At 52.6% G+C, this 19,602-nt stretch carries 20 protein-coding genes; 15 read left to right on the forward strand and 5 right to left on the reverse strand.

Annotation, left to right across the window (positions count from 1 at the left end):
- The first annotated feature begins 181 nt into the window (after positions 1 to 181).
- Positions 182 to 337, forward strand: coding sequence for a hypothetical protein (locus JW984_00070; GenBank protein MBN1571573.1), 156 nt, complete (start codon positions 182 to 184; stop codon positions 335 to 337).
- A gap of 249 nt (positions 338 to 586) precedes the next feature.
- On the opposite strand, the gene JW984_00075 is transcribed toward JW984_00070, so the two are convergent.
- Both JW984_00075 and JW984_00080 read right to left on the reverse strand, forming a co-directional pair.
- The gene (locus JW984_00075) at positions 587 to 1,789 is read right to left on the reverse strand and encodes an acetyl-CoA acetyltransferase (GenBank protein ID MBN1571574.1); all 1,203 of its coding nucleotides are present in this window, start codon (positions 1,787 to 1,789) and stop codon (positions 587 to 589) included.
- Between the two features lie 30 nt (positions 1,790 to 1,819).
- Positions 1,820 to 3,274: a hydroxymethylglutaryl-CoA synthase family protein gene (locus JW984_00080; GenBank protein ID MBN1571575.1), complete on the reverse strand. Its 1,455-nt coding sequence runs from the start codon at positions 3,272 to 3,274 to the stop codon at positions 1,820 to 1,822.
- A gap of 302 nt (positions 3,275 to 3,576) precedes the next feature.
- On the opposite strand from JW984_00080, the gene JW984_00085 reads away from it, so the two are divergent.
- The 8 genes from JW984_00085 to JW984_00120 all read left to right on the forward strand — a co-directional run bounded on the left by JW984_00085 (position 3,577) and on the right by JW984_00120 (position 10,942).
- A complete protein-coding gene (locus tag JW984_00085) occupies positions 3,577 to 4,293 on the forward strand; it encodes a TetR/AcrR family transcriptional regulator (protein ID MBN1571576.1) in 717 nt (238 codons plus the stop codon).
- 49 nt (positions 4,294 to 4,342) lie between these two features.
- Complete coding sequence (locus tag JW984_00090) at positions 4,343 to 4,816, forward strand: MaoC family dehydratase N-terminal domain-containing protein (GenBank protein MBN1571577.1); 474 nt, start codon at positions 4,343 to 4,345, stop codon at positions 4,814 to 4,816.
- Between the two features lie 9 nt (positions 4,817 to 4,825).
- Complete coding sequence (locus tag JW984_00095; GenBank protein ID MBN1571578.1) at positions 4,826 to 5,287, forward strand: dehydratase; 462 nt, start codon at positions 4,826 to 4,828, stop codon at positions 5,285 to 5,287.
- Between the two features lie 669 nt (positions 5,288 to 5,956).
- Positions 5,957 to 6,868, forward strand: a complete 912-nt coding sequence (locus tag JW984_00100; protein ID MBN1571579.1) for an SDR family oxidoreductase — start codon at positions 5,957 to 5,959, stop codon at positions 6,866 to 6,868.
- Between the two features lie 73 nt (positions 6,869 to 6,941).
- The gene (locus JW984_00105) at positions 6,942 to 7,610 is read left to right on the forward strand and encodes a metallophosphoesterase family protein (GenBank protein MBN1571580.1); all 669 of its coding nucleotides are present in this window, start codon (positions 6,942 to 6,944) and stop codon (positions 7,608 to 7,610) included.
- A 280-nt stretch (positions 7,611 to 7,890) separates the two neighbouring features.
- Positions 7,891 to 9,042, forward strand: a complete 1,152-nt coding sequence (locus JW984_00110; protein ID MBN1571581.1) for an acyl-CoA dehydrogenase family protein — start codon at positions 7,891 to 7,893, stop codon at positions 9,040 to 9,042.
- A 218-nt stretch (positions 9,043 to 9,260) separates the two neighbouring features.
- Positions 9,261 to 10,130 (forward strand): metallophosphoesterase, encoded by an 870-nt coding sequence (locus JW984_00115; GenBank protein ID MBN1571582.1) that lies wholly within the window; start codon positions 9,261 to 9,263, stop codon positions 10,128 to 10,130.
- A 248-nt stretch (positions 10,131 to 10,378) separates the two neighbouring features.
- Positions 10,379 to 10,942 carry a hypothetical protein gene (locus JW984_00120; protein ID MBN1571583.1) on the forward strand — a complete coding sequence of 188 codons (564 nt, stop codon included), beginning with the start codon at positions 10,379 to 10,381 and terminating at the stop codon, positions 10,940 to 10,942.
- A gap of 108 nt (positions 10,943 to 11,050) precedes the next feature.
- Here JW984_00120 and JW984_00125 read toward each other — a convergent pair whose 3' ends face one another.
- Together JW984_00125 and JW984_00130 are read right to left on the reverse strand one after the other, a co-directional pair.
- Positions 11,051 to 11,440: an HIT family protein gene (locus JW984_00125; protein MBN1571584.1), complete on the reverse strand. Its 390-nt coding sequence runs from the start codon at positions 11,438 to 11,440 to the stop codon at positions 11,051 to 11,053.
- Between the two features lie 44 nt (positions 11,441 to 11,484).
- The gene (locus JW984_00130) at positions 11,485 to 11,901 is read right to left on the reverse strand and encodes a YjbQ family protein (protein MBN1571585.1); all 417 of its coding nucleotides are present in this window, start codon (positions 11,899 to 11,901) and stop codon (positions 11,485 to 11,487) included.
- Between the two features lie 208 nt (positions 11,902 to 12,109).
- Between JW984_00130 and JW984_00135 the strand changes: the two genes are divergently transcribed.
- Entirely contained in the window at positions 12,110 to 12,568 is a 459-nt protein-coding gene (locus tag JW984_00135) for a hypothetical protein (GenBank protein ID MBN1571586.1), read from the forward strand.
- An 89-nt stretch (positions 12,569 to 12,657) separates the two neighbouring features.
- Here JW984_00135 and JW984_00140 read toward each other — a convergent pair whose 3' ends face one another.
- Positions 12,658 to 13,860, reverse strand: coding sequence for a DUF819 family protein (locus JW984_00140; GenBank protein MBN1571587.1), 1,203 nt, complete (start codon positions 13,858 to 13,860; stop codon positions 12,658 to 12,660).
- A gap of 213 nt (positions 13,861 to 14,073) precedes the next feature.
- On the opposite strand from JW984_00140, the gene JW984_00145 reads away from it, so the two are divergent.
- The 5 genes from JW984_00145 to JW984_00165 all read left to right on the forward strand — a co-directional run bounded on the left by JW984_00145 (position 14,074) and on the right by JW984_00165 (position 19,601).
- Complete coding sequence (locus JW984_00145; GenBank protein MBN1571588.1) at positions 14,074 to 14,271, forward strand: heavy-metal-associated domain-containing protein; 198 nt, start codon at positions 14,074 to 14,076, stop codon at positions 14,269 to 14,271.
- Positions 14,249 to 16,756, forward strand: coding sequence for a copper-translocating P-type ATPase (locus JW984_00150; protein ID MBN1571589.1), 2,508 nt, complete (start codon positions 14,249 to 14,251; stop codon positions 16,754 to 16,756). Before JW984_00145 ends, JW984_00150 begins: the two co-directional genes overlap by 23 nt.
- 406 nt (positions 16,757 to 17,162) lie before the next feature.
- Positions 17,163 to 18,125: an NAD(P)H-dependent oxidoreductase gene (locus tag JW984_00155; protein MBN1571590.1), complete on the forward strand. Its 963-nt coding sequence runs from the start codon at positions 17,163 to 17,165 to the stop codon at positions 18,123 to 18,125.
- 222 nt (positions 18,126 to 18,347) lie between these two features.
- Complete coding sequence (locus tag JW984_00160) at positions 18,348 to 18,605, forward strand: glutaredoxin family protein (GenBank protein MBN1571591.1); 258 nt, start codon at positions 18,348 to 18,350, stop codon at positions 18,603 to 18,605.
- A 237-nt stretch (positions 18,606 to 18,842) separates the two neighbouring features.
- Complete coding sequence (locus JW984_00165; GenBank protein ID MBN1571592.1) at positions 18,843 to 19,601, forward strand: DUF169 domain-containing protein; 759 nt, start codon at positions 18,843 to 18,845, stop codon at positions 19,599 to 19,601.
- Position 19,602 lies beyond the last annotated feature (1 nt).

Consider the following 19,602-nt stretch of genomic DNA (forward strand, 5'->3'; position numbering starts at 1 on the left):
ATACAGCTCGTTCTATAAACTTATATTTTTACAGATTCTTTTTATTTTTTAATAAAAGAGAGGATGTGATTTTTATGCCACCATAATTGAATTAGTTTAAAACTATAGAAGCAAAATGGATGCTCATGAATATTCGTTCATGTGGCGTAAGTTATTAATTTTTTTTAAGGAGTATACTAAAATGACTAAAAAAGTTATTACAAAACTCTGGGGTGTTAACCCGGTTCCGGTTTTAACAGCCCCATCAATGGATGAGACCTCAACTTGGGGTTCATTTACAACAACCGGTATCAATTCGGTTGTTGTAACTTTTCTTTGGTTTTCAAAGGAAAGTTAATGTCTTTGTGAACGGAGGGGTATACCCCTCCGTTCACTTTGAATCCATTGTACGTTTTTCTTGAATTTCATATTAAAGAAACTGATACACGACTTCATGGAGTTCGAGGGGCGGAAAGTAGTTATATGGAAGGGTGCTATAAAAAAAGGGGGACAATCGCTGCCCCCCTTTTTTGGGTTAACTTTTTGGGATTGATACTTTTAAGTCAATCCCTTGTCGTCTTAGAAGTCTATCTTGTCAATACGACCCTTACTTACCGATTATGGCTACGGAGCAGACGCTCATTGCCGGGAATCCGCCGAGGTTGTGGGTAAGGCCCAGCTTCGGGTCTTTGATCTGGCGGTCGCCCGCCCTGCCGTTGAGCTGGTTGTACATCTCGTAGAGCATTCTCAAGCCGGATGCGCCGATCGGGTGCCCGAAGCACTTGAGGCCGCCGTCCGGCTGGCACGGGATCTTCCCGTCGAGGTTGTAGAATCCGTCGTTGATGTCGTCGATAGCCTTGCCTCTGGGGGATATCTGGAGATCCTCGTACGTGGCGAGCTCGGTGATGGAGAAGCAGTCGTGGACCTCCATCATGCTTATCTCGTCCCTCGGGGTTTTGACTCCCGCCTCTGCGTAGGCCTTGGCGGCGGCGCGGGTGGTCGTCTCCACGTGGGCGCCGTCCCAGTTGTCATACCACATCTCCTCGCCCGACGTAATGGCGATCTGCAGGGCCTTTACGAGGGTCGGATCCTCGTTCGGCTTGATCTTCTTTGCGATCTCGGGCGTGGTGACGATGGCGCAGGCCGCCCCGTCCGACACGCCGCAGCAGTCGAAGAGTCCCAGGGGCCATGCTATGATCGGCGCCGATAAAATCTGGTCGACGGTTACCTCTTTTCTGAGGTGAGCCTTCGGATTTTTCGCCCCGTTTGCGTGGCTCTTTGCCGAGATCTTGGCGAGCGCCGTCTTGAGGTCTTCGGGGGATACGTTGTATTTTGCGCAGTAGCCGGTGGCCATCAGCGCAAAGGAGCCCGGCGCCGTGGCGTTGGGCATGATCAGCCTGTTGAATGTCCCCATGGCGGTACCGAAGTCGGGAAGACCTCCGTAGCCTGTGTCCTTGAGTTTTTCGGCTCCCATGGCCAGGGCGATGTCCGCCGCCCCCGAGGCCACGGCGTATACCGCTCCCCTGAAAGACTCGGTTCCGCTGGCGCAGAAGTTCTCCACGCGTGTGGCCCCAATATAGGGGAGCTTTAAGGTCATGGGAAGGGAGATGGCGCTCTTCCCCACGTTGACCTCATCGAAGCATGAGCCGAACCATGAGGCGTCGATATCCTTTTTCTCGATCTTGGCGTCCTCCATACACTCTGTATAGGCCTCCACCATTAGGTCTTCGGCCTGTACATCCCAGCGTTCCCCGAACCTTGTGCAGCCCATCCCGAGGATGGCTACTTTATCCTTTATTCCGCTTGCCATTTTATCTTTCCTCCATCCTTACTTTATTTTTTAATTTTCGGTTACCGGTACAGCCTTCCAGAAGTAGCCGTGTATTCCCCTCTTGTCGTCGTAATATTTTCTCCTGAAGGACAACTTTACCTTTTGGCCGACCTTGACGTCTTCGAGCTTGCAGTCGGTGAAGTCGGTCCAGAGCCTGCCTCCGCCCTTGAACCTGACGATGCCGTAGATTTGAGGCGGATCGAACGAGAAGGAGAGCATATCGCCGGTGTATGAAAAGATCGTCCCCTCCTTGTCGGAGAAGCGGTAATCTTCCATCTGGTCGATCGAGCCGCAATCCGGATTTACGCAGATCCTCTGGGGTGGAAACTGGGGAGTGTCGCAGTCTTTGCACTTCGTTCCAACGAGCCCCATGACGGCCCTTCTGTTTCTCCACAGCGTGCTGAATGCGGTGAAGGCCTGATCCTCGCCGCGGATTCCCAGCTCCATCGGGATCAGCTTCCTGAATACGGCGTACTTCTCGTACGGGGCGAGGTCCGCCCTGTTGGCGAGACAATTCTTGATTCCTTTGATTCCCTTGAGCTTCTTGATGTTGTCGGTCACCTCGAAGAGGAGGGCGTCCGACCCGCTCCCGAAGCTCGCCATGATGATCTTGTCTCCGGGCTTGGCGTCGGCAAGGGCGCTTGCCATCATCACAAGGGGATGCGCCGCTCCGGTGTCTCCCGTCTCGGCGTGCATGTTGCCGTGGATTGCCTCCGGCTTGATGCCCAGTTTCGTGCCGAGCTTGGCGTGGTCGCGTCCAAAGTAGCACGGGTAGACCACCTTTGCAATGTCTTCCGCCTTTACCTTGGTCTTTTCAAGAAGTCCCTTGAGCGCCTCTGGGATTATCTTGGAGTAGCCCATATCCCTGATCCAGCGCTCTTCCCAGGTGCGGTCAAATGGGGCGTCGTCCGACCTGAAGTGATCCACAAAGTCGTAAGAGACCGAGTAAGATCCCTTAAACTCAGCGATTACGTCTTTGTTCCCCATAACGAGACAAGCCGCACCGTCTCCGTAGAACTGCTCGACCATGCTTCCCATCCTTCCCATGCGGTGGTCGGATGCAAGGACCATGATATTTTCTGCCTCTCCGGCCTTAACGGCGTCAAGCGCCGCTAACGATGCCGTAGTTCCAGATTTTACCGCCTCGGCGAAATCCGCAAATCTTATGTTGTCTCTAAGATCCATAGCCGATGCCGCTATTCCGGCGCAGGAGCGCTCCTTGTACGGCAGCGTTGTGGACGCCATGTAGACTCCGTCGATCTTTTCCCTCGCAATACCGTTCAGGGCGTCCAGGCCCGCCGCCACGGCCATAGTGATGCTGTCCTCATCGTAGTTGGCCACGGACTTTTCCCCCTGAGCAACGGCAATGGTCACGGGATTAAACCACCCCATCGCACCGAAAACGGTGCCGCGGTTTAACCTGTACCTCGGAATGTAGCCTCCGTATGAAGTTATTCCAACCATGTTCATCTTCTCCTTTTAATGAATTTCAACATCCTGCCATTGATTGCATTTCTTAAAAATAGCGGAAACAATACCTGTTTCTGTCTAACCTTGAATCGCTATAATTCACAAATTTATTGATGTCGATAAGAAAACTGAATATTCTTCGGAAGTATTTAAGTATAAGTCGAGCGTTTTGTCAAGCATTTTCGTAAAAATGATTTTATTTAATGATATTTATCACTTGACAAAAAGAAATCATAAAAATATAATTGAGCAGCACTCAAATGATGTGAAACAAGGCCCTCTATTTGGATTTGTAAATGCCTGAAAAGACAAAGAAAATGAATGATGTTCAGAAAGACCTGAAAAGCATCGCCAGGGGTCTCAAGAACAACAAAGAGGGGGGAGACAAAAAGGAGAGAATACTTGCCGCGGCGGAGATGATCTTTGCCGAAAAGGGATACTTCGAGACCACCATATCCGAAATAGCCAAAGAGGCCGGCGTTGCCGAGGGCACGATATACGAGTACTTCGAGAATAAGAAAGACCTCCTTTTCGCGGTTCCAGAGCAGAACACGATGGAATACGCCGACTTCGTTCTAAATCACCTTCAGGGGATAAAGGGGGCCACAAACAAGCTAAGAAAGATAATCTGGTGTCAGCTCCACTACTTCAGGACCCACAAGAACTACACCAAGATAGTGACCCTCGAGATAAGGAGGGGGCCCGACTATTTCAAGAGCAAGGCCTACGAAAACCTGAAGCTCTATTCAGACCTGATACTCTCCATCGTTCGGGAGGGGATCAGAGACGGGGAGATCGCCCCAGACGTAAGTCCGCACATCACCAGAGACATGATATTGGGGACAATCGAGCATATATCAATCCCTTGGATTGTCTTCGGGCGAGAGATTCCCATAGAAGACCTCGTGGAGGATATCTGCAGGATTATATTCTCCGGTCTCTTCATAAAAGAGAAGACCTTCAAGGTAAACATGAACGGGATAATGACCGGTTTTGACGATGTTCAGAGTTAGAATGTGGATAATGTAGCTCACTCTATATTTCTTATCATAGGAGGCTTTTATGGCAGACAAATCAAAAGTGGGAATGGAGTTTCCCGAATTCACATTCGAGGTGGAAAAGGGAAAGATCGCCGAGTTCGCCATGGCGATATCGCAGAAAGAAGGCAAGGACCAGGTGGATCAGGTCTACGCGGATAAAGATGCCGCAAAAAAGGAGGGTTACAACGACATTATAGCACCACCCACCTTTCAAACCTGCTTTGTCCTTTGGGCCGGAGGCGGACTTATGCCGATGATAACGGCATTGGGGATTAATCTCGGAAGATTGCTTCACGGCGAAGAGGAATACGAGTATTTTAACCCGATTCACCCTGGGGATGTGATTTCATGCAAGTCCAAGGTAACGGACATGTATGAAAAGGAGAAGAAAAACAAGCCCGGAAAGTTTATGGAGTTCACCGTGCTCGAGACAGAGATGAAAAACCAGAAGGGTGAACTTGTTATCAAGGGCCGTTCAACTCTGGTAGAGAGGTAGGAGGAAAAAATGGCAAAAGAAATTTTTTATGATGACGTAAACGTAGGGGACGAGATGCCTTCTTTTACCTCGGGCCCCTTGACCAGAACGCACTTTGTTCGCTATGCCGGCGCCTCGGGAGACTTTAATCCCCTCCATCACGATGAGACATTCGTGAAGCTGTTCGGGATGCCGACGGTTATCTCCCACGGGATGCTCATCATGGGAATCACCGGACAGGCGATAACGAACTGGATTCCTCAGAAGTATCTGAAAACCTTCAAGGTCAGGTTCGCAGGGATGACGTTTCCCGCCGACATAAATGACATGGAAAACACCACCGCCAGATCGACCGTCACCGTAACGGGAAAGGTCATCAACAAGGCGGAGGAGGGCGGCAAAAAGGTCATCGAGTGCGAGATCCAGACGGCGGACGCGACCGGCGAGGTGAAGATCACCGGGACCTTTAAGGCCGCACTGCCCAGCAAGTAAAGGAAAAGCCGGGGGGGTCGGCCGGGGGGAATGGGGGATTGACCGATCTTACCGATCTAATGTCTCTAATGTAGAGACAAGGTTTCAATTGACCGGCGGGGACGGGGACAAACAGGTAAATCCGTCAGGCATAAATTGGGGAGTCGGGAGGATCGGCAGCGAATCCGTTTTTTTGGGGGGGTGGAAGGATATGGGGGAGACGTAGGGGGGGTAGGGAGTTTAAAGTGACGTAGGAGGACGTGGGGGGGAGTGGGAAATTGGAGTAGGCAATCACAATAGATGGCCGGTCCCCGATGGGTGGATGCTTGCTTTTAGATTGTTTGCTTGCTTTCCGAACGTTTGATATTGACTGGATCCACGTAATATTATATTCTCTGCTCAGACAATTTTCATCGTCCAAGCGGGACTTGGCTGAAGCGGAGAGATCAGACGGAGGGCAGGGTTGGGTGGCAGATGAAAATATTCGACCTTTGACGAACAAGGGGGAAAGAGGGGTATTGAAGAGGGGGAAAGGGAGGCCGGGATTGATTCCAGGTCAATATTCTGTTGTGGTTGGAGTTCGGGACAGACGGGAACTGTAATGGAAAGATTTTTTAAAGTCTAAGTAGTAAATCGATTTAATGAGAGTCTGAGAAGTAAAAATATAAAAACTCATTTCAGGAGAAGAAAATGGCAGACATCAAATTCGATGGAAGAGTGGCAATCGTAACGGGTGCCGGCGCAGGCCTGGGAAAGACCTACGCCCTGGAGCTGGCCAAGAGGGGATGTAAGGTGGTGGTAAATGACCTCGGCGGCGCCAGGGACGGCACCGGCGGGGGCAAGTCCGCCGCGGACGCCGTGGTAGACGAGATCAAGGCCGCTGGCGGAGAGGCCGCCCCCAACTACGATAGTGTCGCCACGATAGAGGGCGGCAAGAACATCGTCAAGACCGCAGTGGACAACTTCGGAAAGGTCGATATCGTAATCAACAACGCCGGTATTCTGAGAGACAAGAGCTTTCTGAAGATGGAAGAGGATATGTGGGACATCATTATGGCGGTACATTTGAGGGGCGCATACTGCGTAACGCAGCCCGCATACGCCATCATGAGGGAGAACAATTACGGCCGTGTCGTCTTCACGACATCCGGCGCAGGCCTTTACGGCAACTTCGGTCAGTCCAACTATTCCGCGGCGAAGATGGGTCTTCTGGGACTTATGAATACCCTCAAGCTCGAAGGGGCCAAGTACAACGTACTGGTCAATACAATAGCCCCGGTGGCGGCGTCAAGGCTTACTGAAGATGTTATGCCTCCGGAGTTCTTCGAGAAATTGAGGCCGGAGTTCATCACGCCTCTGGTCGTCTATCTCTCATCCGAGGATAACAAGGATTCCGGTTATGTCTTCAACGCCGGTATGGGCTGGTACAGCAGGACGGCCGTAATGATCGGCGAGGGAACCATCATCGGAGACGGGAAGAGAGATATAAAGGCAGAGGAGATAAAGGACAACTGGAAAAAGATCACCGATATGTCCAAGATCAAGGAGGCGACCAGCGTTCAGGATACCTTTGCGTACATGATGCCCGTTCTTACCAAGTAGAGACGATTTGTCTTTTTGTCTAAGGGGCGGAGGATTATCCTTCGCCCCAGGACTTTTTATGTAATTTGACGCTATGCTGATTGGAATAATATCCGACGTTCATGGTAACGAAGTTGCGCTTAAGGCCGCCCTTGATGAGATGCCCGAGACGGATCTGATCCTCCTTGCCGGGGATATAGCCGGAAGGGCGGTCGAGCTGAAAAAGATCTTTGATATAATCGACGAAAACAAGGTGGTCTATATCAAGGGGAATCACGAGGATATGGCGGTCCTTTATTTCAATAACTTCGGAAAGGACGAGGTAACAAGGAGGCTTGTCGAGAGGATCAACGATACCCCTTGTTCCATGGAGCTTAGCATCGACGGGAAAAAGATATTCATGGCGCACGGAAGCCCGTGGAATACGAAGAGCGAATATATTTACCCCGAATATCACGACTTCAAGGCCTTTGAGACCCTCGGATATAAATACATCATCCTGGGCCACACCCACGTCCCGATGGTTGTAAAGAGCGGGGACGTCACCATAATCAATCCGGGGTCGGTGGGAGAGCCCCAGGCTCACGATCCGAGGCCGAGCTTCGCACTCCTCGACACGGAGGCGGAGAGAGCCGAGATACGCTACGTAAAAAACTATTTGGAGGAGAAGAAGCTCAGGTTTATCACCCCCTTCCGCTGGAAGAGCTACGATGTCAGGCTTTTTACAAAGGCCGGGGGGAATAAGGTGGTGGAAACAAGTTAAAGGCACCCGGTCAAGGTTTTTTAAAAGTGGGGCGGTCGGTTATTTGGGGCGGCCGGTTATTGATGGTTACAGGATGGGGTTGATTGTAAAATTTTTTCGTCATAATAAAGTCATTAATATTTTGGTATACATAAAAGAGGAATTGGATGCGGGTCTTGAGCTAAAACAGGATGGGGAATCTGCATGTTATTTGATTTTTATCTTACGACCCGATTTAGCGACTGATACTGTATGTAAATTTATGTGGAATCCACATGTTCTGTAACTTAGGAGGTAAGAAATGTCACTGTTGGAAAAGATTTACACTGAAGAGCACCGAATATTCAGGGATGCGTTGGCCAAGTATTTCGCCGACAACGTAACTCCCTACGCAGATGAGTGGGAGGAGAAGGGGATCGTCCCTAAACAGGCCTGGAAGGATTTCGGGGCGCAGGGTTTTCTCTGCTCATGGCTTCCGGAGGAATATGGAGGTTCCGGCGTCGGCTTTGAATACTCGATTATCACCTTAGAAGAGATTGCCAAGACAAAACAGTCAGGCTTTGCCATCGGCCTTCACAGCGATGTGGTCGTTCCATATATTTATACTTACGGAAACGAAGAGCAGAAGAAGAAGTGGCTCCCCGGCTGCGCCAGCGGTGATATAATCACAGCCGTGGCCATGACCGAGCCTAACACCGGCTCCGACCTTGCCGCGATAAAGTCCACGGCCGTAAAGAAGGACGGCGGGTATCTCATAAACGGTCAGAAGACCTTCATCTCAAACGGCATAAACTGCGATCTCTGCATCGTCGCCGCGAAGACCGACCCGAAGGCGGATCCGCCGTACGCAGGCATAAGCCTTATTGTGGTGGAAGACGGCACCCCCGGCTTCAACAAGGGACAGAAATTCGACAAGATCGGCATGAAGAGCCAGGACACCGCCGAGATGTTCTTCGAGGACTGCTTTGTGCCTGCGGAAAACCTTCTGGGCGAGGAGGGGGCGGGATTCAGGTATTTGATGGAGAAGCTCCAGCAGGAAAGACTCTTTGCGTCGTGGGGCTCCCAAGTGCTTGCGGAAGAAGCCATGAGGGTTACTCTCGAATACTGCAGGAGCCGTGAGGCCTTCGGGAGGCCCATCTCCCGCTTCCAGCACAACTCCTTCAAGCTCGCCGAGATGGCTACGGATATAGAGCTGGGAAGGACGTTCCTCGAAAAGCTGACGATGGATCACATGGAGGGCAAGGACGTTGTCAAGCAGGTCTCTATGGCCAAATACTGGGTCTGCGAGATGGCGAACCGCATTGTCCAGAATGGCGTACAGCTCCACGGCGGATACGGCTATATGGAGGAGTATCTGATCGCCCGCCTCTTTCGGGACGTCAGGGTGCATACCATCTACGCCGGCACGACCGAGATCATGAAGCTGATAATTTCGAGGCTGATGGGCCTTTAGGTATATCCTTGAGGTCGGTTTAAAGATTTAGTCGATAACTTAAACGGCGATAAAAAATATAAAACTGGACAAGCCCCCTCTTATCTGATGAGAGGGGGCTTGTTTGTGTTAAGGGCAAGAGCCCCCTTTTTTTCTAAAGCTTTCCTATTAAAAAATCCTTGAATATCCATGGAGAATAGTTACAATAGTAACAGTCATATTTATAAAGAGTCTTCAGGATGGATAAAAATTTAGTCGATGATAACAGCCCTTGGTCTCCAGGAAGAAGGTGGCGGATTGCGGCGGTTTGTTTCCTTTTGTTTGCCCTTTCCGGTATATCCTTTGCCGCGGAGGACAAAGGCCGGGGTCCTGTCGTCGTCTACGGGGACAGCCGGTACGGCCACGCTGTCCACGAGAGGATCGTGGATGCGTTCATGACGCTTGAACCCGCCGCGGTCTTCAACACCGGGGACCTCGTTACGATATCGTCGAACGTCTCGCAGTGGAACAGGTACAACGAGATCGTATCGAGGATAAGGGCGGAGTCGGCCTTCTACCCTGTCAGGGGAAACCACGACGGGAGCCCTAAGACCTTCCTTACAAACGCAGGCGTTCCGGGAGACCTTTCGTGGTACTCGGTCGATAGAAACGGGATTCACTTCATAGTCCTCGACAGCGGAAGCGATATCGGCCCCGGCTCCGCGCAGTACCTGTGGTTCATGTCGGACCTCGAAAACCTCCCGGATGGGACGAAGTTCATCGTGCCGATCTTTCACCACCCGATCTTCGCGAGCGAGGCGGGGGGACACACCGCCGACGAAAAGGGGTGGGGGGAGATTCTCCTTCCCATCTTCGGGGAGCACGGTGTGAGGCTTGTCTTCGCGGGCCACGTCCACGCTTACGAGAGGCTGAGATACAACGACATCCATTTCGTGACGACCGGGGGAGGCGGCGCCCCCCTGTACGCGCGAAAGAAGGCGAGCGACTACAGCGAGCTCTATGTCAGAAAGCACCACTTCTGCACGGTTACGGCATCGGGCAATATCCTTGAGGTAAACGTGTTCGATATCGATCTCCTCCCCATAGATTCTTTCGATATCCAATACTGATCCGATCAAGAATCAAATCTTTTCTCAAATAGGCTATCGATCGAAACAGGCGTGGACGGGAAGCCCTGAGGCGGTCGTCCGTCTCCCCTCCTCGTCCGTCAAGACCTCCAACCTCAACAGCTCATCTTAAAGGCCGAATAAAATTTTTAAAAAATACAGAAATGTCTTGACAACAATAGGGGCCAGATTATAATAGTAAGAGTAATTAATATTAAATAGAAGCTTTTCCAATCTATGAAAGGGATACTATGAAGGAACAAGTATTGAAGGACTTGATCAGGCTGACCGGATATTCCGAAGCGGACAGGGAGACTCTGAGGGAGTTTTCCGAAAAGACCGCCCCGTGGGCGGATGAATTCGTTAAATCTTTTTACGATACCCTCTTCGGTTACGATCGGACGGCGAAGATATTCGGGGAGGGGGAGAGGCAGGAGAGGGAGAAGACCCTGAAGGGATGGCTCACCTCCGCCTTCAAGGGGGACATCACCGACGATTTCCTCAAAAACCTCTGGGTTGTGGGCCTCCTCCACATAAAGAGGGGGGTGCCGAACTCGTTTATGCTGGGAATTATGAGCCTTGTCGAGCAGCTTTTTTTAAAGAAGTGCATCGAGACGTTCGAGAAAGAGGAGGCGACGAGGATATACGGGGCGTTCAAGAGGCTCATGGACGTGGTCTCCGGCGTCATCGCGGAGAGCTACTATTTCAGCTACGTGGACGCCCTCTACAGCATCGGCGGGATAAAGAGGGAGGTCGTAAACAGGATGATCTCCCTCGAGATCGACAAGATGATAAAGGCCGAGCGGGAGGGATAGGGAGGGACAATTTTTGTTTCGATCTCACGGCCGCCAGTTTTGCCTTAAAGAGGCAATCCAGCAGCCTCTGTCTTAAATTTTTAACGGGGCGAAAATAAGTATGAGGCTTTACCCCTTCGGGTAGAGCCTTTTTTCCGGGATCACGCCCCTGACGCCCCCCCACGGGTCGTATACGTCCCCTTTGTATCTCGGGATCAGGTGGACGTGGAGGTGGTCGATGGTCTGGCCGGAGGCTCGGCCTATGTTTACCCCGATGTTGTACCCGTCAGGCCTGTGCTCTCTGTCGAGCATCTCCTTGAGCGCAAGGATCGCGTTGTCGATGGCCCTGCGCTCCTCCTTGGACGCCTCAAACCAGTTTGCCACGTGCCTCTTGGTTACAATCAGTGTGTGTCCCGGCGCCACCGGGTACTTGTCCAGGCAGGCAAAGATCAACTCTTCTCTCAATATCTTTTTATCTTCCGGCATCTCGCAGAAGACGCACCCCTTTACGCTTGTCATTTTACCTTCTGAATGAAGTTGAAAAGGCCGTTTACCCTTCGCCGTCAGTCGCCTATGATTTTCACGAGGGCGCGCTTTCTCCTCCTGCCGTCGAACTCCCCGTAGAAGATCGACTCCCAGGGGCCGAAGTCGAGCCTGCTGTCGGTTATGGCGACCACCACCTCCCTTCCCATGATCGTCCGCTTCAGGTGGGCGTCGGCGTTGTCCTCGCCCACGTTGTGCCTGTACTGACTTACCGGCTCGTGTGGCGCCAGCCCTTCCAGCCACTTGTCGAAATCGCTGTGGAGCCCGGACTCGTTGTCGTTTATGAAGACGGACGCCGTGATGTGCATTGCGTTGACGAGACAGAGCCCGTCCTTCACACCGCTCTCCATGACGCACTTCGTAACGTCCGGGGTGATGTTCACGAACCCCCTCCTGGCGGGGACTTCGAACCAGAGCTCTTTTCGGTAGCTTTTCATCCTTCCCTCCGCTATAATATTAATCGCAAACGTAATCGCAATCACAATCGTAATCGCAATCGAGATCGTAATAGTTCACTTTGTTTTGCCCCGATTTTCACCCGATTTTCAATATTGCAATATCGTCAATATCGGGCGGTGCGGAAGTCAAAACAGGGCGATTGAGCCCCCAGCTTCCTCTTAAAGGCTTTAAATCAGGAATAGAGAGATGAAGACGTCGTTTGAAAGGATATTCGGGTATCTCCTCCTTATAAAAGCCGTCTTTCTCGCCTTGATGATCATCTCAGTATCGGCGCTTTCGATCCTCTATCTTGTCAGCTACGAACTCACCATCGGCTGGTGGATATTGGCCCCCCTTCTTCTCCCAGGCCTCGTCCTCACTCTGGCCTTCAGATCCAGGATAGACGCGGGTAAAATCGAAACGTGGACACCTCCCATATTCTACCTCGAATCCGTCTACACCATCGTAATCTCGATTATGTTCTTCGCAGGACCCATGCACGACATCGCCCTTGTCTTCGGGAGCCACGGGAGGTTTCCGGCCCTGGGACTTGACGGCACCATGCCTATAATCAACCACATCACGGTTCCCCTGACGCTCTTCCTCCCGCCACTTATCTACGGCCTCTATTTCTTTGTTTACACAAGAAAGAGGGGAGGAAGCTGAAATCTTCAAGCAGCGCCCCTCCCCGTATTAAAAAATCAGTTTTGCAGGCCATCCGGCAATCCGAGATCACGGTTACGGATCGCCGCCCGTTAAGGTATCTTCAGCAACAGGGGCGAAAGAAGGATCCCCAGGTAGTTTCCGATGGCGTAGCCTATGATGCCGGTAGTGAGGCCGGAGATGATCACCTCCTTGTTCTTGAGGGCGCTGGCGACGACCGGCACGAACGGCGGCGAAAAGAGCGCCGACGTTGCTGTTATAATGGTGGTGTCGGTGTCTATCCTGAATATCGCCGAAAGCAGCATGTGCATAATCCACGAGCCGTAGACGGCAAGACAGGTGTACAGGACAATATCCATCGCCGCCGTAAATAGCTTGTTGATGTCCGCCATCGAGCCGACGACGAGGCAGAATATTAGTATAAAGTATTGCCCCATTTGAAAGGTCATCTTGGTGTCCCTTACCCGCTTTAAGAAGGAAGCCGCGATACCGAGGGTCGTGATTGTAAGCATCAACACCGCCATGTTATACTCCTTGGGCAGGATGCTGTAAAGCACACCCCCCACCGCAAAGATGCCGACCGAAAGGAGGAGCATAAGGGACAGGGGACGAACGATCTTATTGGTAAATATCCCCCTGTAGTCGCTGAAGTCGCTGGACTCTGGGATGTCTTCCGCCTTCATGTCTCCCCCTGACGCATCCATCTTTGCGCCCGATTTCTCGAACTTCGGGAGAAAGAGGTTCATAAACCTCTGGCCGAAGAGGAGGATAAAGAAGAACCAGGGCGTGCACGCCAGCATGTCGGCGGTGCTTGTCAGGACGATCACCTCCTCCGAAGCCTTGAGACCCAGCCCGATGGCGCTGAGATTTGGGGTTCCTCCGGTGTATACCCCGACGAGCATTCCGGCCACCTTCCACGCCTCGCCGCCCTGTATGGAGTCCCTGAAGATCATGAATCCTATGGTGGTCACCGCAAGGACCGAGAAGACCATCAGGATTAGGGATATAAGGGTTCTCGGCGCAAGCCTGAGCCACTTTCTTATGTCCATGCTGAAGAGCATCAGGGGGATGGCCAAAGGCACCGTAATCGTCATGAATATCTCCTGAACGCCCCCCGCGTTCTCAGGAACCGCCCATATCAGGCTCATTGCCATCCCCATGCCGTAGCAGATTATGGCCGTGCCGATCTTATCGATTATCGGGTATCTCTGGGCGAAGTAGATGAGAAAGGCCGGAAAGAAGATGTAGAATAGCGAGAGGAGAATAAGGTGAGTTAGATGTAAGGGATTTTCCATAGGTTCAATTTCCTTTACAGTTTTATTGGAATATTAGCTGTAACACTACCATTATTATTCATTATGTCAAGCCTAAAGTTGACGGCAATTGCCGCCATCCCTTGATTAATGGGGGGAAAGGGATTATATTATAGTAAAGATTACTAACTTAGTAAAGAATATCGTACCAAAAAAGTATGGTTTTTCCAAATACACAATGATGGAGGACTAGCCATGAGGACAATAAAGATAAAAGGGATGTCGTGCGGGCACTGCGTGAAGGCGGTGACCGAGGCCTTGGAGGGTGTTGACGGGGTCGAGAACGTATCGGTGAGCCTCGAGATGGGAGAGGCGACGTTTGACGAATACGGCACTGTGGATATGGACGTGGTTCGGGAGGTTGTGGAGGATGCGGGATATGAAGTCGGATAGGGTGGCGTTCAAGGTCTCGGGGATGGAGTGCGCAAGCTGTGTCGTCCGTCTCGAAAAGGGGCTTAAGGAGCTTGACGGGGTCGAGAGCGCCGAGATAAACCTCGCCTCGGACAAGGCCACCGTATCCTATGACCCGGACAGGGTAACCACACGGGAGATGGAAAAGAGGGTCTCCGACCTCGGCTATAAGGTCGTCGATACGATCGAGCTGGGCGGATCGGAGGAAAAATCGATCATCTTCTCCGTGGGCGGCATGACCTGCGCCGCCTGCGTGATGAGGGTAGAAAGGGCTGTGTCGAAGGTCGAGGGCGTATCGGGGGCTTCGGTCAACCTCGCGACGAACAGGGCATCCGTGACCTACGATCCTAAAAAAACCGGCTTGAGGGAGCTTAAGGAGGCGGTATCCAAGGCCGGGTACGAGTTCCTCGGGGTCGCGGTGGAGATGGCGGAGGACCCCCTCGAGGCGGAAAAGAAGAGGGAGATACGCCGGCTGACCGTTAAATTCGTCGTCGGCGCAGCCCTCTCCGCGGTCATCTTCGTCGGCTCGATGCCGGGACTCTTTCCCTTTGTGGCAAATATCGACAAGGGAATTCTGATGCTTTCCCTCCTTCTGCTCACGACACCCGTCCTCTTCTGGGTGGGGAGCCGATTTTTCACTGGCGCCGTCAAGGCCCTCCTGAAGGGGACCTCAGACATGAACACGCTCGTGGCTATAGGCTCTCTCTCCGCGTATCTCTATTCCGCGGCGGTGATTTTCTTCCCCGGATTCTTTGCGAGGGCGGACGCCGCCCATCACGTCTATTTCGACGGCGCGGCGATGATCGTGACACTGATCCTTCTGGGTAGGCTCTTGGAGGCGAAGGCGAAGGGGAAGGCGAGCTCCGCCATAAGGAGGCTCTTTGACCTTCGAGCAAAGACCGCAAGAGTGATAAGAGACGGCGTCGATGAAGATGTCCTGGTGGAGGAGCTCCTTCCGGGAGATACTATTCTCGTCAGGCCCGGGGAGAAGATCCCCACCGACGGGGTCGTAGTCTCCGGGTCGTCCTACGTGGACGAGTCAATGCTCACGGGCGAGAGCCTTCCGGTCGAGAAGATCGAGGGAAGCGAGGTCTTCGGCGCCACGCTCAACAGTTCAGGGAGCATCAAGTTCAGGGCGACGAGGGTTGGGGTGGATACCGCATTATCCCAGATAATCAGGCTCGTGGAGGAGGCGCAGGGGTCGAAGGCGCCCATCCAGCGGCTGGCCGACAGGGTGGCTTCGATCTTCGTCCCGGCGGTGATTACGATCGCCACAGCAACCTTCTTGATATGGTTTTTCTTCGTCCCGGGGCACGATCTCTCCAGGGCGCTTCTGAACTTCGTCTCCGTCCTGATAATCTCGTGCCCGTGCGCCATGGGGCTTGCCACACCCACGGCGATCATGGTGGGCACCGGCCTTGGGGCAGAGAGCGGGATACTAATAAAGGGGGGGGAGAGCCTCGAAAAGATATACAGGCTTAACACCGTTGTCTTCGACAAGACCGGAACGCTGACCAAGGGGGAGCCCGTGGTTACCGATGTGGTGGCCAACGAGGGCGTGGACGAAAAGAGGCTTATTGCCGCCGCTGTGTCGGTAGAGGCGCTCTCCGAGCACCCCCTCGCCGGGGCGATAGTGAAGAGGGGCAAGGACGAGAAGATCAATCCTCTTCCCGCCTACGGTTTCGAGGCGTTGACGGGACTCGGGGCTGTGGCCACCGTAAACATCAATGGGGGAAAGAGGGTTACGGTGGGGAGCCTGAATCTCGTGTCGGAGGGCGACAAGGTTCCCGATCGACTCTTTCAAAGATCGAAGGAGATTCTTAGGGAGGGGAAGACGGTCGTCTTCGTCTCGGAAGAGGGCGAAGTCCTCGGATTCCTGGCGATCCGCGACGAGCCTAAGGCGAGCGCGAAGGGAGCGGTCGCGGCCCTCAAGGATATGGGGCTTGACGTCGGGATGATCACGGGGGACAACGAGGCCACCGCAAGGGCTATCGGGAAAGAGGTGGGGATCGAGAGGGTCTTCTCCGGTGTCCTCCCCGCCGACAAGGCGAGGGAGATCGAGAGGCTTAAAGGGGACAACGGCGGCGGGAGATTCGTGGCGATGGTGGGCGACGGCATAAACGACGCCCCGGCACTGGCTCAGGCGGACACCGGCATCGCCATAGGCGCCGGAACGGACGTCGCCATAGAGGCCTCCGACATCACCCTCATAAAAGAAGATCTAATGAACGTGCCGAACTCAATAATCTTGTCGAAGCTCACCATGAGGGCGATCAAGCAGAACCTCTTCTGGGCATTCTTCTACAACAGTCTCGGCATCCCCGTGGCGGCGGGAGTTCTCTACCCGATCTTCGGGATATTTTTGAGTCCCGTCTTTGCGGCGGCGGCTATGGCGTTCAGCTCCGTCTCGGTGGTGGGTAACTCCTTGAGGCTGAGGGGCGTGTGGAGGCGGAACAGGATTTCTTGATTGTGATCCACGCTGTATTATTGATAAAATGTTATATCTTACAAGCCGGATTGTAATTCGTCATTTCCTTAAGAATCGGGAATAAAGAAGAACTATTATATTGTCATTCCCTTGGAAAGCGGGAATCCATAATAATATCAATCCCTGCATACGCAGGGACAGGCTGGATTCCCAGTCGAGCTGGGAATGACAGAATAAATTCCCAGTCAAGTTGGGAATGACTGAATATTGGATTCCCAATAATCTTGGGAATGACAGAATAGTTCCCACCAGTTGTTAAAAATAACCGAATATAAGAGATTCCTTTATCCGGTTTTGAATGGTAGAATAGATTTGGAATTGGGAAATGCCGGCCATTCCTAAAAAATCGGTTTTGACTCTTTAAATTCACACAAATGGAGATATTATGCTCGTTATTGGATTTCAGGGAAGCCCCAGGAGCGGCGGGAACACCGACCGCCTCCTCTCGGCCTTTCTTGACGAGGCGGAAAAACTCGGCGCCGAAACGATTAAAATAGATGTTGGGAAGATGAATATCTCCCACTGCATCGAGTGCCGCAAATGCGAGGAGGAGGGCTACTGCGTCATAGACGACGACATGCAGAAGATATACCCCCTCCTTCGGAGGGCTGACCTCGTCGTCCTGGCGAGCCCGGTCTTCTTCTACGGCCTAACCGGGATGGTAAAGGCGGTCGTGGATCGCGCCCAGGCGCTCTGGGCGAGGCGCTACGTGCTCAAGCTCGACGACCCGGGCGTAAACGTCAGAAAGGGCCTCCTTTTGGCGCTGGGGGCCACGAAGGGGGAGAACCTTTTTGCCGGGGTGTCTCTCGAGGCAAAGTACTTCTTCGACGCCGTGGGCGCCTTATATAGCAATCAAGACAGGCTGACCTACAGAAAAATAGAAAATTCGGGAGACATCGAGAAACACCCCACGGCGATTAAGGACGTAAGGGAAAAGGCGCGAGAGATGGTTACCCCCCTTGTAAAAAGGAGGAGGGTGCTCTACGTCTGCACGGAAAACGCCTACAGGAGCCAGATGGCCTGGGCGTTCACGAGGCATAAATACGGCGATCGGATCGAGGCAATGAGCGCCGGCAGCAGCCCCGCCGAAAGGATCAACGAGGTAATGGCGGAGGCGATGGCGGAGGTGGGGATAGACATGGCGTATATCACCCCAAGGTCCTTGAACGACGCCCTCAAGACCTTTACCCCCGATCTGGTCGTGACAATGGGTTGCGTTAATGCGTGCCCGATAATCCCCAATGCTGAGATCGTGGACTGGGACCTCCCCGATCCGGCGGGAACGCCTCTGTCCTTTATGAGGGAGGTGAGAGACGAGATAGAGAGAAGGGTAAACGAGATCGTCTGAGCCGATCGGTTGGAGCGGACCATCCGGTTTAAGGTTTATTCTTTAGATATTGACTAAAAATTTTCTATAATCAATATTTACATGCTCCCCCGATAATGGTAGAATGTATGGAGAAGGTGTTAAATCAATCCGATATTTGCGCTGCATGTTAAAGCGGTTTTCGAGAGGGCCGGAAGATATTCTCAGTGGACGAGGGGGACACTTATAATACGGGGGTCAAAGATGGGGAAATCCAAGGTGGTTATCTATACCACGCCGACCTGTCCCTATTGCAATAGGGTAAGGGAGTTCTTCAAGGATTCCGGGATTGATTTTACAGATTACGACGTGACGAAGGAGGAGCGCGCCCTCGCCGAAATGAGGAAGTTGACCGAAAACGGTGAGAGGGTTCCCGTGATTAACATCGGCGGCGAGATTATAATAGGATTTGATGAATCTCGAATCGAAGGGGCGCTGAAAAAGTATGGGGAAGAAGGCTGACTTACAGCAAATGTAAAGCGTATAGGGGAGCGCTATGCTGAGGCTAATCCGACCGGCCCTGTTTCTATAGATAAAGCAATAAAATTGTCGTTTTAGGCAGAGTGATTTCTTGGGGGCGCCGAAGGGTGAAAACAGATTCACTCACGGTCGGCCCTCTCTCTTTTTGACGCAAGTAATACCGATGGTGTAATCGTATCCAAACCGTCATATAGATATTGGGGGTATTAGGTACCGTTTATGACAAATAAGCTGAAAAGGGGGGACTACCGCGCCCTCGAGGATCTGCTCAGGGAGATGCTGGGGCTTAATGAGTCTCCCGTCGGCTTTCAGTACACCGACCTGGAGCCGAAGGGGGCAAGAACCGCCATAAAGAAGAGCCGGGTCTGCATATATCCCTTCCTTAACATGGCGAGAAAGGGAGAAACAGTCTATTTTTCGAGGGAGTGGAAGGCGTGCCGCGGGGGGGCGTTTTACCTCGGATTCAAGAAGAGCCTAATGAAGGGGATCGGGCACTTCCTGTCCCACGGGATTCCGGGGAGGATCGAGGGGGAGCGGTTCAAGAAGACCCCGGAGCTGGGGGAGGCCCTCTCGGACGAGATCGAGTTTGTGCCCGCAACGGGCCAATATATCGTCTTTAGGCCCCTCAAAGATTTCACGGAGGAGGAGCCGCCCGAGGCGGTCACCATCTACGGAAACGGCGACGTTATGGGCGCGATGATAGTGATGGCGAACTACGCCCGCGAGGGAAACGACGAGGTGATAACCCAGTTCAGCTCCGGCTGCTACAGCATGGTGACGGAGCCGAGGATCCAGTCGAGAAACAAGAGCCCAAAGGCGGTGCTGGGGAGCTTCGACATAGCCTGCCGGCCCTTTATCGACCCCTCAATTATGACCTTCTCGATGACCGCAGACCACCTCTGGGAGATGGCGCTTGATATGGGCGAGAGCTTCCTGACCATAAATCCCTGGCTCAAGATCAAAGGGCGGGGTAAGTAAG

Source organism: Candidatus Zymogenus saltonus (assembly GCA_016929395.1).
Classification (GTDB): domain Bacteria; phylum Desulfobacterota; class Zymogenia; order Zymogenales; family Zymogenaceae; genus Zymogenus; species Zymogenus saltonus.

Bases quoted from the DNA above. Each gene is read 5' to 3' on its own strand.
- JW984_00070 (MBN1571573.1), top strand. From the start codon at position 182: ATGACTAAAAAAGTTATTACAAAACTCTGGGGTGTTAACCCGGTTCCG.
- JW984_00075 (MBN1571574.1), bottom strand. From the start codon at position 1,789: ATGGCAAGCGGAATAAAGGATAAAGTAGCCATCCTCGGGATGGGCTGC.
- JW984_00080 (MBN1571575.1), bottom strand. From the start codon at position 3,274: ATGGTTGGAATAACTTCATACGGAGGCTACATTCCGAGGTACAGGTTA.
- JW984_00085 (MBN1571576.1), top strand. From the start codon at position 3,577: ATGCCTGAAAAGACAAAGAAAATGAATGATGTTCAGAAAGACCTGAAA.
- JW984_00090 (MBN1571577.1), top strand. From the start codon at position 4,343: ATGGCAGACAAATCAAAAGTGGGAATGGAGTTTCCCGAATTCACATTC.
- JW984_00095 (MBN1571578.1), top strand. From the start codon at position 4,826: ATGGCAAAAGAAATTTTTTATGATGACGTAAACGTAGGGGACGAGATG.
- JW984_00100 (MBN1571579.1), top strand. From the start codon at position 5,957: ATGGCAGACATCAAATTCGATGGAAGAGTGGCAATCGTAACGGGTGCC.
- JW984_00105 (MBN1571580.1), top strand. From the start codon at position 6,942: ATGCTGATTGGAATAATATCCGACGTTCATGGTAACGAAGTTGCGCTT.
- JW984_00110 (MBN1571581.1), top strand. From the start codon at position 7,891: ATGTCACTGTTGGAAAAGATTTACACTGAAGAGCACCGAATATTCAGG.
- JW984_00115 (MBN1571582.1), top strand. From the start codon at position 9,261: ATGGATAAAAATTTAGTCGATGATAACAGCCCTTGGTCTCCAGGAAGA.
- JW984_00120 (MBN1571583.1), top strand. From the start codon at position 10,379: ATGAAGGAACAAGTATTGAAGGACTTGATCAGGCTGACCGGATATTCC.
- JW984_00125 (MBN1571584.1), bottom strand. From the start codon at position 11,440: ATGACAAGCGTAAAGGGGTGCGTCTTCTGCGAGATGCCGGAAGATAAA.
- JW984_00130 (MBN1571585.1), bottom strand. From the start codon at position 11,901: ATGAAAAGCTACCGAAAAGAGCTCTGGTTCGAAGTCCCCGCCAGGAGG.
- JW984_00135 (MBN1571586.1), top strand. From the start codon at position 12,110: ATGAAGACGTCGTTTGAAAGGATATTCGGGTATCTCCTCCTTATAAAA.
- JW984_00140 (MBN1571587.1), bottom strand. From the start codon at position 13,860: ATGGAAAATCCCTTACATCTAACTCACCTTATTCTCCTCTCGCTATTC.
- JW984_00145 (MBN1571588.1), top strand. From the start codon at position 14,074: ATGAGGACAATAAAGATAAAAGGGATGTCGTGCGGGCACTGCGTGAAG.
- JW984_00150 (MBN1571589.1), top strand. From the start codon at position 14,249: ATGCGGGATATGAAGTCGGATAGGGTGGCGTTCAAGGTCTCGGGGATG.
- JW984_00155 (MBN1571590.1), top strand. From the start codon at position 17,163: ATGCTCGTTATTGGATTTCAGGGAAGCCCCAGGAGCGGCGGGAACACC.
- JW984_00160 (MBN1571591.1), top strand. From the start codon at position 18,348: ATGGGGAAATCCAAGGTGGTTATCTATACCACGCCGACCTGTCCCTAT.
- JW984_00165 (MBN1571592.1), top strand. From the start codon at position 18,843: ATGACAAATAAGCTGAAAAGGGGGGACTACCGCGCCCTCGAGGATCTG.